Consider the following 13318-nt stretch of genomic DNA (forward strand, 5'->3'; position numbering starts at 1 on the left):
CTGCGGGTGGCGCAGATGGGTCGCGGCGGCGTCTCGAAGGATCGTTCGGATGGACCCGAGCGGAAATGCATCGCCACGGGCGAGGTTCGGCCTAAATATGGCTTGATCCGCTTCGTGGCGGGGCCGGACGGCCAGGTCTGCCCCGACATAACGGGCAAGCTGCCCGGACGCGGGGTTTACGTGGCCGCCGACCAAGGCGCATTGCACCGCGCGATCAGCAAGAAACTGTTCGCGCGGGGCCTCAAGATGCCGGTGACGGTGCCCGAAGGCTTGGCGGCCGAAGTCGAACGGCAATTGTCCCGGCGCGTGGTGGAACTCATCAGCCTCGCGCGGAAATCGGGCGATGCGGTCGCGGGATACGAAAAGGTCAAGACCTGGCTCGACAAGGAAGAGGCCCAGATCCTGATCCAGGCGGCGGATGGCTCGGGGCGCGGCAAGTCCAAGCTGAGCACGCCGCATTTCGGGAAATACATCGGCTGGCTGACGGCGGATGAATTGGGCATGGCGTTTGGACGCCAAACAGTGATACATGCGGCGCTGGCCTCTGGTGGACTCGCCAAACGTGTTGTAGAGGAAGCGCAGCGCCTGCGTGGCTTGCGCGAAACGGATGACGGCGGCAAGGGCCGCTCGGAAGGGTAAGAAGCTTTATGAGCGATAGTGACGGCAAAAAGACATTGGGTCTGCGTGGCGGGGCACGCCCCGGGAATGTGAAACAGAGTTTCAGCCACGGACGGACCAAGAATGTCGTGGTGGAAACGAAACGCAAGCGCGTGGTCGTCCCCAAGCCGGGAGCGGCCAAGCCGAGCAGCAGCGGTTCCGCGCCGGCGGGCGATCCCTCGCGCCGTCCCGCCGGGATCTCCGATGCGGAAATGGAACGCCGCCTGAAGGCGCTGCAAGCCGCCAAGGCGCGCGAATCCGAAGAGGCCGCGCAGCGCGAGGCCGAGGAAAAGGCCCGCGCCGAAGAGCGGGAGCGCCGCCGCGCCGAACAGGAGGCGAAGGAACGCGAACAGCGCGAGGCCGAGGAGAAGGCCCGCCAGAAGGCCGAGGAAGAGGAGCGCCAGCGTCAGGAGGCCGAAGTGGCCGCCAAACGAGCCGCCGCCGAGGCCGCCGCCGCGAAAGAGGCGCCCAAGGCCAAGGCCCCGGTACCCGGCAAACCGCCTGCTTCCGAAGAAGAACAGCGCCGCGGCGCCGAGCGTGAGCGCGAACAGCGCCCTGCCCGCACCAAGGGACGCGACGATGGCCGCCGGTCCGGCAAGCTGACCCTGAACCAGGCGCTTTCGGGCGGCGAAGGTGGGCGTCAGCGGTCGATGGCCTCGATGAAGCGCAAGCAGGAACGCGCCCGCCAGAAGGCGATGGGCGGACCGGTCGAGCGCGAAAAGGTGATCCGCGACGTGCAGCTGCCCGAAGCCATCATGGTTTCCGAACTCGCGAACCGCATGGCCGAACGCGTTTCCGACGTGGTCAAGGAACTCATGAAAATGGGCATGATGGTCACGCAGAACCAGACCATCGACGCCGATACCGCCGAACTGATCATCCAGGAATTCGGCCACAATGTGGTCCGCGTCTCGGATGCCGACGTCGAGGACGTGATCAAGGAGGTCGAAGACAAGGAAGCTGACCTGCTGCCGCGCCCGCCGGTGATCACCATCATGGGCCACGTGGACCACGGCAAGACATCGCTGCTGGACGCGATCCGCGACACCAAGGTCGTTTCGGGCGAGGCCGGCGGCATCACCCAGCATATCGGCGCCTACCAGGTCGAGACCAATGACGGCGTCACGCTGACCTTCCTCGACACGCCGGGCCACGCCGCCTTCACCTCGATGCGCTCGCGCGGCGCGCAGGTGACGGATATCGTGGTTCTGGTCGTCGCCGCGGACGACGCGGTGATGCCGCAGACGGTCGAAGCAATCAACCACGCCAAGGCCGCCAAGGTTCCGATGATCGTGGCGATCAACAAGATCGACAAGCCCGAGGCGAACCCGACCAAGGTGCGCACCGACCTGCTGCAGCACGAAGTCGTCGTCGAAGCGATGTCGGGCGAGGTGCAGGACGTCGAGGTTTCGGCCAAGACCGGCCAGGGTCTGGACGATCTGCTCGAGGCCATTGCGCTGCAGGCCGAGATCCTGGAACTCAAGGCCAACCCGAACCGCGCGGCCCAAGGCGCGGTGATCGAGGCGCAGCTTGACGTGGGCCGCGGCCCCGTGGCCACGGTTCTGATTCAGAAGGGCACGCTGCGCCAGGGCGACATCTTCGTCGTGGGCGAGCAGTACGGCAAGGTCCGCGCTCTGATCAACGACAAGGGCGAGCGTGTGCAGGAAGCCGGACCTTCGGTCCCGGTCGAGGTTCTTGGCCTCAACGGCACGCCCGAGGCCGGGGATGTCCTGAACGTGACCGAAACCGAAGCGCAGGCCCGCGAGATTGCGGAATACCGCGCCCAGGTCTCCAAGGACAAGCGCGCCGCGGCTGGTGCCGCGACCACGCTGGAACAACTCATGGCCAAGGCCAAGGAAGACGAGAACGTCTCGGAACTTCCGATTCTGGTGAAGGCGGATGTGCAGGGCTCGGCCGAGGCCATCGTTCAGGCGATGGAAAAGATCGGCAACGAGGAAGTGCGCGTGCGCGTGCTGCATTCCGGCGTCGGCGCGATCACCGAGACCGATATTGGCCTGGCCGAAGCGTCGGGCGCGCCCGTCTTCGGGTTCAACGTCCGCGCCAACGCCTCGGCCCGAAACACCGCCAACCAGAAAGGCGTCGAGATACGCTACTATTCGGTGATCTACGATCTGGTGGACGACGTGAAAGCCGCCGCATCGGGCCTGCTCAGCGCCGAGATCCGCGAAAAGTTCATCGGCTATGCCGAGATCAAGGAAGTCTTCAAGGTTTCCGGCGTCGGCAAGGTCGCTGGTTGTCTGGTCACCGAAGGGGTCGCCCGCCGCTCGGCCGGTGTGCGCCTGCTGCGCGACAACGTGGTGATCCACGAAGGCACGCTGAAGACGCTCAAACGCTTCAAGGACGAAGTGAGCGAAGTCCAGTCGGGCCAGGAATGCGGCATGGCCTTCGAGAATTACGATGACATTCGCGCCGGCGACGTGATCGAGATTTTCGAACGCGAAGAAGTGACGCGGACCCTCGCCTGATCCCTTGCGGAATTGCGAAACTGCGAACGGCGGCCCCTTGGGTCGCCGTTTTTCGATGAAAAGGGGATGGCAGAGCCATCCCCAAATCGTTCGCGAGTGGTGTGCCAGTTTGCGCTTACGAGGCAGCCTTGACTGGCCGTCCGGAGTAGATCTTCTTGCCTACACGCACCGATATCCGGCCGCCGGACAGTTTCTTAACAAAAATACCTTGAACCAGAACACAACTACCGAGAGTGATGGTTCTGAGCACGTCAAATCCTCCCCACAAGAACGAGACATACTTATTGATATAGTAAAATGCTTGATTAATCACGTTAATTTTCGCCCAGACACGAGGAAGTGTCGAAAATTCATCAAGAATTCCCGTTTCCAAAGTGTCCCGGATTTCTCATTTCCCGCTTCTATTGCTGCGGGCATTGGATGATCGACGACGTCGGTCTCAACGTGACCGGGCGTGCCGGCCCGGCGCGGCCTTGCGCTGCAGTTCCTGCATCTTCTCGCGGGTCTTCTCGGTCTCGCGAAACGCTTGCATCGCACCGCTGAGGTATTGACGGGGCCATGCGGCGTCGTTTCGAACGCCGTACCAGGCGGCGGCCTGATGGGTGAAATAGGGGTTCCACAGGTGCGGGCGGCCGATGGCCACAAGATCGGCGCGGCGGGTATGCAGGATGGTGTTGATCTGCGCCGGCTCGGTGATGGCGCCGACCGCCATGGTGGCGATCCTCGGCACGTTGCGGACGGCTTCGGCCAGGTGGGTCTGGAACATGCGGCCATAGACCGGCTCCTGATCCGGCACGGTCTGGCCGGCCGAGACGTCGATCAGGTCGCAGCCTGCGTCGCGGAACGCTTCGGCAATGCCGATCAGCTCGGCCTCGGTCAGACCGCCGTCCTTCCAGTCGGTGCCCGAGACCCGCACCGACATCGGCCGCTCGGCGGGCCAGGCGGCGCGCATCGCGGAAAACACCTCGAGCGGATACCGCAGGCGGTTCTCCAGGCTGCCGCCATAGTCGTCACCGCGCAGGTTGGTCAGGGGCGACAGGAACGAGGCCAGCAGGTAGCCATGGGCGCAGTGCAGTTCCAGCATGTCGAACCCTGCGCGGGCGGCGCGTTCGGTCGCCTGCACGAAATCGGCTCTGATACGGTCCATTCCGGCCCGGTCAAGCTCGGCCGGGATCTGGCTCTCGTCCTCGAACCACGGCAGCGGCGAGGCCGAGACCAGCGGCCAGTTCGCCCCGGCTTCGGCGATCGGGTGGTTCTCTCTCTCCCAACCCAACTGGGTCGAGCCCTTGCGCCCGGCATGGCCGAGCTGCATGGCGAATTTGGCCGCCGAATGGGTATGGACGAAATCGACGATTTCCTTCCAACGCCTCTCATGCTCGTCCGTCCACATGCCGGTACAGCCTTCGGAGATGCGGGCGTCCGCGGACGGGCAGGTCATCTCGGTATAGATCAACCCCATGCCACCGGTCGCATGGCTGCAGTAGTGCACCTTGTGCCATTCGGTCGGGTTGCCCTGCCTGTCCGCCGAATATTGCGCCATGGGCGACATGACCACACGGTTGGCAAGCTCCATATCTCGCAAGCTGAACCGCGAGAACATCGGCGTGGGGCGCGATTTCCGCAGATCCTCGCCGGTTTCGCGCAGGTGGCGGGCATACCACTCGTCATCCGCCTTCCGCACGAACTCAGGGTCGCGGATGATCAGGTTGTCGTAGGTGATCGATTTCGCCCGGCACATCACGACCATGGCGAATTGATAGGGTTCCATGTCCCAGGACCGGTTCATGTGTTCGAACCAGGCCAGGGAAACGTCGGCATTGTGCTGGATGATCTGGCAGGGCGTGCGGCGGGCGTCGTCGTAGGCCCGGAAGGCCGTCTGCACGTCGGTTTCTGCATGGTCTAACAAGGCATCCGACAGGGCAATCGCACATTCCATCGCCAGCTTGGTGCCCGAGCCGATCGAGAAATGCGCGCTCGCCTTGGCGTCGCCCATAATGACGATATTGTCCACGAACCAGTTCTCGCAGAATATCCGCGGAAAGTTGCGCCAGTTCGACCGGTTCAGCAGCAGCGGGTGGCCCTGCAGTTCCTCGGCAAAGATCGCTTCCAGCTTGGCTTTCGAGCCTTCCTCGTCGAATTCCTCGAACCCGTGCCCGGCCCAGGTGGCCTCGTCCATTTCGAAGACCCAGGTCGAGTGATCCTTTTCATACTGGTAGCAATGGGCCACCATCTGTCCATGCTCGGTCTCGCGGAAGAAATAGTTGAACTCTCCCATCGGGCGGGTCGAGCCCATCCAGCAGAACCGGTTGCTGCGCCAGGTGGTCGAGGGCCTGAACGCGTCCTTGTACTGCGTGCGTATCGCCGAGTTGATGCCGTCGCTCGCGACGATGACATCCGAATCCGGGAATTGCGTCTTCAGATTGGCGGCGTCGATCTCGGCGCCGAAGGTCAATTCGACCCCAAGCTCCGCGCAACGTTCCTGCAGGATCCGCAGCAGCGTGTGCCGCGACGTGCCGCAGAACCCGTTCCCGGCACAGCGCATCTCGTGGCCCTTGAAGTGAACGGCGACGTCGTCCCAATAGGCCATCTCGTCCTTCAATCGCTCGAAGACCGGTTTGTCCCGGCTCAGGAACTCATCCAGCGTTTCGTCCGAAAAGACCACGCCGAACCCGAACGTGTCATCGGCGCGGTTGCGCTCGAACACCTCCACATCCCAGTCCGGTCGCGCCTTTTTCGTCAGAAGCGCCGTGTAGAGACCGCCTGGCCCACCGCCGATCACCGTGATCTTCATCTTCGTTCTCCGCCTGAGTCCGACGCGCTCGTACCCTGCGCCTTACCATGTTTCGCCATTTGATTTAAGTATGAAATGTTTAGACATATAGAAACTGTTGGCATTTCACACCTCCGCTTACCGCCGGTCGCCTCAGCCCAACGGTGTCCGAAACGTCCCGGCATGCAGGATGATGTCGAAGTGATTCACCCCTTGCTGCAGATCGAAACTGACCGAATGCCCGGCCTTGCGCAGCCGTTCCGCATAGTCGCGGCTCTGGCGGATGAACTCTCCGGTGTCGCGCCCGCCCGCCGTGACGCGGTATTGCGGGCCGGTGGGCGGAAGGTGGTGGATCGGAGAAAGGTCTTCGATTTCCTGCTGCGTCAGTTGCAACGGGTCGTTGACCGGCACCAGCGAAATCGGCTCCAGATCGAATACGCCGCTGATCAGGGTCACATCACTCACCTGCAACCCGGCCCCGGCCAAGTCCGACCCTGCCGTCGCCATCACCATCGCCGCCAAATGGCCGCCCGCGCTGTGCCCGGACAGCGACACCCTCGCCGGGTCAAACCCCATCGTCCCGGCCTGTGACCCCAGCCACATCAGCGCGTCGCGGCATTCGACCACCATTTCGCCAAGCCGGGCGTTGGGCGCGATCGTGTAGTTCAAGGTGGCAAAGGCATGGCCGCCCTCGACCAGCGCCGGCGCCATCATTGCCGACTCCCGCTGGCTCAGCGCTTGCCAGTAGCCGCCATGGATGAACACATGCAGCGGCGCGTCTGGTTCCCGGCCCGGGAAGTAGTCCAGCACATGCGTCGGCCCGTTCCCGTAGCTCAGGTTCTCCTGCACCTGCAGGTCCGTGCGCACCTTGGCGCTGAGCGCCGCATAGGCCGCAAGATAGGGAGAGTTGTCGCCCCCAACCATGGAACTGGGCGAATATTCCCGCGCCAGCTCGTCGGAGGAAAAGCCGCGATACAACACGTCTCAGGCCCCCTGATTGTACATGAGTTCGGTCCGCATGTCGTAAAGATCGTGGAAGAATTTGAGCTCCAGCGCCTTTTTCAGGAAGGCTACCCCGCTGGACCCGCCGGTGCCCGGCTGCATCCCGATCACCCGCTCCACGGCCGTCGCATGGTCGAAGCGCCAGCGCTGGAACAGCGACTCCACATCCATCAGCTTTTCCGCCAGCGCGTAGAGATCCCAGTACTTGTCGGTGTCGCGGAAGATCTCGACCCAGATCTTCACCACCCGCGGATCGCCGGAATAAGGCTGCGAGTAGTCCCGGTCCAGCAAGTCCTGCGGCACGTCAAACCCTTGGCGCGCCAGCATGTGCAGAACCTCGTCGTAGAGCGACGGCTTGGTGAGCGCCGCGTTCAGCATTTCCATCACTTCGGGGTCGTGCGCGTGTACCTTCAGGGTCGAAGTGTCCTTGTTGCCGAGGATGAACTCGATCTGGCGATAGCCGTAGCTCTGGAAACCCGACGAGTTCCCCAGAGCATGGCGGAACGTAAGGTAATCCGCCGGCGTCATGGTCAGCAGTGTGTCCCAGGCCGAGATCAGCTGCCGTTGGATCGCCTTGATCCGGTCGAGGTTCTTCATCGCCGGGCCGAAGTCATCCATCTGCAGGAACCGCCGCACCTCGACCAGCTGGTGATGCATCAGCTTGAGCCACAGCTCGCTGACCTGATGGATGATGATGAACAGCATTTCGTCCGGCTGCGCCGGGTCCTGAAAGGTCTTCTGCAGGTTCAACAACGTCTTGAGCTGCAGGAAATCGCCATAGCTCTTGCGGTGCTTGTCCGCGAAATCGGTGACGAGCGTGTCTTCGACGCCGCGCTTCACAAGCCGGTCCCGTTTGTCCTGTTCAGCCATCTTGGTTCTCCAGAATGCGGGAATACCCGCTATTTCACCTGAATTAGAGCCGTTTTTCGAGTTTGGCAGTCGCTTCGATCTCGACCAGCGCCTCGTCCTCGACCAGCCCGGCGACGACGACCATCGTCATGGCGGGAAAGTGCCGCCCCATGATCTTGCGATAGGTCTCGCCCACTTCCCTCTGGCGGGCCAGGTATTCCTTCTTGTCGGTAACATACCATGTCAGCCGGGTGATATCCTCTGGCCTGCCTCCCGCGGCACGGACGATATCGACGATGTTGCGCAGCGCCTGTTCCATCTGCCCGATAAAATCGTCGGATTCGAATTTCTGCTCGGCGGTCCAGCCGATCTGGCCTCCCACGTAAAGCGTCCCGTCATCGCACAGGATACCGTTGGCATAGCCCTTGGCGGGCGCCCAGCCCTCGGGATGTATCACCTGGTTGCTCATGTCGGCTCTCCAATCATCCGGGTTATCTCGTCGCGCACATCCTGCGGCCAGGGCGAGGCGGAAAAGTTCCTGATATGCACGAGGGTAAGTTTCGCGCTCAGCCGTCTTTCCGCCTCGCAGGACGCGGTCACCGCGAAATCGAAACTGCTGCGCCCGATTCGGAGCGGTTGCAGCGAGAAATCCAGCCAGTCCCCATGCCGGCTGATCGCCTGGAACGTGGTTTCGATGTGAACCGTCGGCGCGCCTGCGTCCAGCTTGTGGAAATCCTCGAACGGATAGCCGAGCGCGTCGAAAAAGAACGCCTCGACGCAATCGTTGATCATCTCGAAATAGCGCGGGTAGAACACGATCCCCGCCGGGTCGCAGTGCTTGAACAGAATCTTCTGCCGCCAGTGGAATGTCATGGTCAAACCCCCAGGTATCGGTCGGTGATGTCCGGCGTCAGCGCCCCCATCGCGCCGTGCCAGACCGTTTCGCCCCGCTGCAGCACCACGGCCTCGTCGGCGATCTGCCTCAACTCGCGCAGCGACTTGTCCACGACCAGAATGGCGAGCCCGGTTTCGCGTTTCAGCGTGGCGATAGCGGCCCAGATCTCCTGCCGCACGATCGGGGCAAGCCCCTCGGTGGCCTCGTCGAGGATCAGAAGCCGCGGGTTGGTCATCAGCGCCCGGCCGATGGCCAGCATCTGCTGCTCGCCGCCCGAAAGCGACGCGGCGGATTGCGCGCGGCGCTCTTCGAGAACGGGAAATAGCTGCGCAACGCGCTTGAGATCCCAATGCCCGGGACGCGCGGCGGCGGTCAAGTTCTCTTCGACGCTGAGATTCGGGAAACAGCGGCGTCCTTCGGGAACCAGGCCCAGACCCAACCGCGCCGCCTTGTGGCTTGGCAGGCGCCGCAGATCCTCGCCGTCGAACATCAACTCGCCTCCGGCGGCGGGCAGCATCCGCAAGATGGTCTTGATCGTGGTGGTCTTGCCCATGCCGTTGCGGCCCATCAGGGCGACCACCGCGCCTTGCTCTACGCGCAGGCTGACCTTGAACAGCGCCTGAGACGCGCCGTAGAAGGCCGAGACGTTGGTCAGGCTGAGCAGGCTCATGCGTCCTCCCCCAGATAGGCGCGGCGAACCTCGGCATGGTTGCGGATATCCTCCACCGTCCCCGTCGCGATGACCTCGCCATAGACCAGCACGCTGATCCGATCGGCCAGCGCAAAGACCGCGTCCATGTCGTGTTCCACCAGCAGGATCGGCGCTTCGTGCCGCAACTCGTCCAGAAACCCGGTCAGGCGTTTTGAACCGCTGGCGCCGAGACCCGCCATCGGTTCGTCCATGATGAAGGCGCGCGGTTTCAGCGTCAGCGCGACGGCAACTTCCAATTGGCGGCGCTGGCCGTGGGACAGATCCGAGGTGCGGATGGCCGCGTGATCCAGCAAGCCGACGCGATCCAGCGCGGTTTCCGCCACTTCGCGCAGGTCGCGGTCCTTGAGCACGGGCCGGAAAAAGCGGTACGGTCGGCGGCCGGCGCCCAGCGCGCCCAGCATGGCATTCTGCAGAACCGTGTCTTCCATCGCCAGCGCCGAGATCTGGAACGTGCGCCCCAGCCCCATCCGTGCGCGTTGCACCGTGCTCAGCGCAGTGACGTCGCGACCGAGGAAATGCACCTCCCCGCTATCGGGCCGCAATCCTCCCGCAATCTGCTTGATCAGGGTCGATTTTCCCGCCCCGTTGGGCCCGATCAGCGCGTGGATTTCGCCCGGGCGCAGATCGAGGCTGACATTGTTCGACGCGATCAGAGCGCCGAATTTCCTGGAGACGTTGCGGACGGACAGCACCGGCTCAGTCATGCGCCACCTCCCGCCCCGCCAGCGTGCCGATGATGCCGCCGCGCGCATAAAGCACGACGGCAAGCAGCAGCAGCCCCAGGTAAATGTGCCAGAACTCGGACAAGCCGCCCAGGACATGTTCCAGCGCGATGAACAGCGCCGCACCCGCCACCGGTCCGAACAGCCGCGCGACACCGCCCAGAATGATGAAGATCATGATCTCGCCCGAGGTCTGCCAGCTGAACATGGAGGGGCTGACGAAGCGGTTGAGATCGGCAAACAGCGCGCCCGCAAGCCCGGTGATCGCACCCGAGATGACGAAGGCGGTCAGGCGCAAACGATAGGGAGTGATGCCGATGGTCTCGACCCGTTCGGCCGTCTGCCTTGCCGCGTTCAACGCCAGCCCGAAAGGGGATTTAGCCAGCATGGCCGCGAACATCAGCGCCGCGGCGAGAATGACATAGGCGATCAGGAAGAACTGGATCGGGTCCAGCGTGTTGAGGCCGGGAAAGCTGTTTCGGACATAGATCGACAGCCCGTCCTCGCCGCCATAGGCCGGCCAACTGATGGCGAAATAGAACAGCATCTGGCCGAATGCGAGGGTGATCATGATGAAATAGACGCCCGATGTGCGCAAGGACAGCGCCCCGATCACCAGCGCCGCAAGGGCCGACGCCGCCAGCGCCACCAGCCAGATCACCGGCATCGACTTGGTCCCCTCGATGAGAAACGGAACCTCCATCAGGGGCGTGTAGCTTTGCGCGTGGTGCGCGAGGATGCCCATCGCATAGCCGCCGATGCCGAAGAAGGCCGCGTGACCCAGGCTGACGAGACCGCCAAGGCCAAGCGCAATGTTCAGGCCGACGCCGGCCAGCGCCAGGATCGCGACGCGGGTCGCCAGCGTGATCATGAAAGGCTCGTCCGCGACATAGGCCCAGAGCGGGAACAGCAGCAGACCAAGCGCCAGCACCGCGTTGAAGATCGTCTCCCGGCTCATGCGCGCGCTCCGTATAGGCCGGTCGGTCTGACGATCAGCACCACGGCCATGAGAATGTAGATCAGCATCGAGGCGAGCGCCGATCCGACCGCCGTGGCCGAGGCCGGATCCATGAACAGTTTGAACGTTTCGGGCAGCAGCACCCCGCCCAGCGTATCGGTCAGCCCCACGAGGACCGAGCCGATCAGCGCGCCCTTGATCGACCCGATGCCGCCGATGACGATGACCACGAATGCGAGGATCAGAACCGGCTCGCCCATGCCGACCTGCACCGACTGGATCGCTCCAACCAGCGCGCCGGCCAGCCCCGCAAGCCCCGCACCAAGGGCAAAAACCACTGTATAGAGCCTGTTGATGTCGATTCCCAACGCGGCGATCATCTCGCGGTCGCTCTCGCCCGCGCGGATCTGGACGCCCAGCCTGGTGCGCGAGATCAAAAGGAACAGCCCCAGCGCGATCAATAGGCCGACGGCGATGATCGTCAGGCGGTAAAGCGGGTATTCGATGCCTCCGGGCAGAGTCACCGGCCCCGACAGCGCCAGGGGGATGTTGAGGTAGAGCGGGAACGACCCGAACAGCCATCGCGTGCCTTCGGAAAAGATCAGGATCAGCGCGAATGTCGCCAGCACCTGATCGAGGTGATCCCGGTTGTAGAGGCGACGGATGACCAGCATCTCGACCAGCGCGCCGGCGGCCGCCGCGGCGGCGAGGCTGGCGGCAAGCCCCAGAACGAAGCTGCCCGTCGCGGCGGCGGTGGCCGCGGCGGCGAATGCCCCGATCATGAACAGCGAGCCGTGCGCAAGATTGATCAGCCCCATGACGCCGAAGACCAGCGTCAGGCCGGCGGCCGTCAGAAAGAGCATCACCCCGAACTGCAAGCCATTCAGGATCTGTTCGATCAGCAGAAGAAAGGACATTTCGCTACCCTGTGTGCTGGCGCGGGGAATAGCCCCCGCGCCACCGGGTTCTTACATCTTGCACTCACCCGCATAGGCATCGGCATGATCCTCGAGCGCGACGCCGAGGATCTTGTTGGTGAAAACATCGCCTTCCTGCACCACTTCGCGGACATAGATGTCCTGGATCGGGTGGTGGTTCGGGCCGAACTTGAACTCGCCGCGCACCGAGTCGAACTCGGCCGCCCTCAGCGCCTCGCGGAACGCGTCCTGGTCCTTGACGTCGGCCTTGGCCATCGCCGACAGGATCAGGTTGGCCGTATCGAACCCCTGCGAGGCATAGAGCGACGGCAGGCGTCCATATTCGGCCTCGAAGCTTTCGACGAACGCCTTGTTGGCGGCGTTGTCGATATCCTTGTTCCACTGGCTTGTGTTCTTGACGCCCAACGCCGCCGCACCGACCGCCTGCAGGATGCCCTGGTCGAACGAGAAGGCCGGGCCCACGACCGGCAGGTCCACGCCACTGTCGGCATATTGCTTGAGGAACGAGATCCCCATGCCGCCGGGCAGGAAGAAGAACACGCTGTCGGCGTCCGAGGCGCGGATCTGCGCGATTTCGGCGGCATAATCCGTCTGGCCCAGCTTGGTGTAGATCTCGCCGGCCAGCTCGCCTTCGTACATCCGCTTGTACCCCGCCAGCGCGTCCTGTCCCGCCGGGTAGTTCGGAGCCAGGATGAAGCTGTTCTTCAGGCCCGCCGAATTGGCATAGGCGCCCGCCGCTTCGTGTAGGTTGTCATTCTGCCAGGCGACGTTGAAATAGTTCGGGTGGCAGCCCTTGCCCGCCAGTGCCGACGGCCCGGCATTGGGCGACAAATAGAATTTGCCCTGCGCGGTCGCCGATGGCACCACCGCCATCGCGAGGTTGGACCAGATGATGCCGGTCAGGATGTCCACGTCGTCGGACTGGATCATGCGGTCCGCCAGCTGCACGGCGATGTCGGGTTTGCGCTGATCGTCCTCGATCACCACCTCGATGTCGGGATTGCCCGCCTGTTTCACCGCCAGCATGAAGCCGTCGCGCACGTCGATGCCCAGACCGGCGCCGCCGCCCGACAGCGTGGTGATCATTCCGACCTTGACCGGCTCGGCCAGGGCCATTCCGGCGGTCATTGCGGCAGCCGTCGCTGCCAGTAGCAAGGATTTGGTTTTCATCATCTTCTTCCCCTGTTGAAGGACTATTCCCGAAGGTTTTCTGGAACGCTCCGATCTCGGGCGTCACGGATCTCCTGCCGGTCCCTTCCCAATCCGGCAGGTTTCAAATGGTCAATCTCCCCGACGCCCCCGCTGCGCAGGCTAAACGGTTTCGGCAAG

At 63.4% G+C, this 13318-nt stretch carries 12 protein-coding genes; 2 read left to right on the forward strand and 10 right to left on the reverse strand.

The window, feature by feature from the left end:
• Nucleotides 1-15: 15 nt before the first annotated feature.
• A complete protein-coding gene (locus tag FGK63_RS13240) occupies nt 16-639 on the forward strand; it encodes an RNA-binding protein (protein WP_138842980.1) in 624 nt (207 codons plus the stop codon).
• Nucleotides 640-647: 8 nt separating this feature from the next.
• A complete protein-coding gene (gene infB / locus FGK63_RS13245) occupies nt 648-3143 on the forward strand; it encodes a translation initiation factor IF-2 (protein WP_138842982.1) in 2496 nt (831 codons plus the stop codon).
• A 439-nt stretch (nt 3144-3582) separates the two neighbouring features.
• Here infB and FGK63_RS13250 read toward each other — a convergent pair whose 3' ends face one another.
• The 10 genes from FGK63_RS13250 to FGK63_RS13295 all read right to left on the reverse strand — a co-directional run bounded on the left by FGK63_RS13250 (nt 3583) and on the right by FGK63_RS13295 (nt 13159).
• Entirely contained in the window at nt 3583-5934 is a 2352-nt protein-coding gene (locus FGK63_RS13250) for an oxidoreductase (RefSeq protein WP_138842984.1), read from the reverse strand.
• Nucleotides 5935-6066: 132 nt separating this feature from the next.
• Nucleotides 6067-6894, reverse strand: a complete 828-nt coding sequence (locus FGK63_RS13255) for an alpha/beta hydrolase (protein WP_138842986.1) — start codon at nt 6892-6894, stop codon at nt 6067-6069.
• Between the two features lie 3 nt (nt 6895-6897).
• Complete coding sequence (locus tag FGK63_RS13260; protein WP_138842987.1) at nt 6898-7785, reverse strand: tryptophan 2,3-dioxygenase; 888 nt, start codon at nt 7783-7785, stop codon at nt 6898-6900.
• A gap of 43 nt (nt 7786-7828) precedes the next feature.
• Complete coding sequence (locus FGK63_RS13265) at nt 7829-8233, reverse strand: RidA family protein (protein ID WP_138842990.1); 405 nt, start codon at nt 8231-8233, stop codon at nt 7829-7831.
• Nucleotides 8230-8637 (reverse strand): acyl-CoA thioesterase, encoded by a 408-nt coding sequence (locus FGK63_RS13270; RefSeq protein ID WP_138842993.1) that lies wholly within the window; start codon nt 8635-8637, stop codon nt 8230-8232. The genes FGK63_RS13265 and FGK63_RS13270 overlap by 4 nt, the downstream gene beginning before the upstream one ends.
• A 2-nt stretch (nt 8638-8639) precedes the next feature.
• Nucleotides 8640-9329 carry an ABC transporter ATP-binding protein gene (locus FGK63_RS13275; protein WP_138842995.1) on the reverse strand — a complete coding sequence of 230 codons (690 nt, stop codon included), beginning with the start codon at nt 9327-9329 and terminating at the stop codon, nt 8640-8642.
• Nucleotides 9326-10075: an ABC transporter ATP-binding protein gene (locus FGK63_RS13280; protein WP_138842997.1), complete on the reverse strand. Its 750-nt coding sequence runs from the start codon at nt 10073-10075 to the stop codon at nt 9326-9328. The genes FGK63_RS13275 and FGK63_RS13280 overlap by 4 nt, the downstream gene beginning before the upstream one ends.
• Complete coding sequence (locus tag FGK63_RS13285) at nt 10068-11051, reverse strand: branched-chain amino acid ABC transporter permease (protein WP_138842999.1); 984 nt, start codon at nt 11049-11051, stop codon at nt 10068-10070. The genes FGK63_RS13280 and FGK63_RS13285 overlap by 8 nt, the downstream gene beginning before the upstream one ends.
• Nucleotides 11048-11968, reverse strand: coding sequence for a branched-chain amino acid ABC transporter permease (locus tag FGK63_RS13290; RefSeq protein WP_138843002.1), 921 nt, complete (start codon nt 11966-11968; stop codon nt 11048-11050). The genes FGK63_RS13285 and FGK63_RS13290 overlap by 4 nt, the downstream gene beginning before the upstream one ends.
• Before the next feature lie 51 nt (nt 11969-12019).
• On the reverse strand, nt 12020-13159 hold the full coding sequence (locus FGK63_RS13295; RefSeq protein ID WP_138843004.1) for an ABC transporter substrate-binding protein: 1140 nt from the start codon (nt 13157-13159) through the stop codon (nt 12020-12022).
• Nucleotides 13160-13318: the final 159 nt, after the last annotated feature.

The organism is Ruegeria sediminis (assembly GCF_005938215.1).
In the GTDB taxonomy this organism is placed as follows: domain Bacteria; phylum Pseudomonadota; class Alphaproteobacteria; order Rhodobacterales; family Rhodobacteraceae; genus Ruegeria; species Ruegeria sediminis.